Annotated in this window: 1 protein-coding gene; it reads left to right on the top strand. The window is 65.8% G+C overall.

Annotation, left to right across the window (positions count from 1 at the left end; all coding sequences use genetic code 11):
* Positions 1 to 647 (top strand): EF-Tu C-terminal domain-related protein (locus NKI72_RS35330; protein WP_352852303.1); only part of this gene is annotated, 647 nt, incomplete at both ends.

Genomic DNA, 647 nt, shown 5'->3' with positions numbered 1-647 from the left:
AGCGACAAGAAGATCGGCGAGGACGCCATCCGCGAACTGATGGCTGCGGTCGATGCCTACATCCCGACGCCGGTTCGTCCGCTCGACAAGCCGTTCCTGATGCCGATCGAGGACGTGTTCTCGATCTCGGGCCGTGGCACGGTGGTGACCGGCCGCGTCGAGCGCGGCGTCGTCAAGGTCGGCGAGGAGCTGGAGATCGTCGGCATCCGTCCGACCACCAAGACGACCTGCACGGGCGTCGAGATGTTCCGCAAGCTGCTCGACCAGGGCCAGGCCGGCGACAACATCGGCGCGCTGCTGCGCGGTGTCGACCGCGAGGGCGTCGAGCGCGGCCAGGTCCTGGCCAAGCCCGGCACCGTCAAGCCGCACAAGAAGTTCGTTGCCGAAGCCTACATCCTGACCAAGGACGAGGGCGGCCGCCACACGCCGTTCTTCACCAACTACCGTCCGCAGTTCTATTTCCGCACGACGGACGTGACCGGCATCGTGTCGCTGCCGGAAGGCACCGAGATGGTGATGCCGGGCGACAACATCACCGTCGATGTCGAGCTGATCGTGCCGATCGCCATGGAAGAGAAGCTGCGCTTCGCCATCCGTGAAGGCGGCCGCACCGTCGGTGCCGGCATCGTCGTCACCATCACAGAGTA

Source organism: Mesorhizobium sp. M0437 (genome assembly GCF_040321335.1).
Lineage (GTDB): Bacteria > Pseudomonadota > Alphaproteobacteria > Rhizobiales > Rhizobiaceae > Mesorhizobium.
The sequence above is the reverse complement of the archived record's forward strand: the minus strand, read 5'-3'. Positions and strand labels throughout refer to the sequence as shown.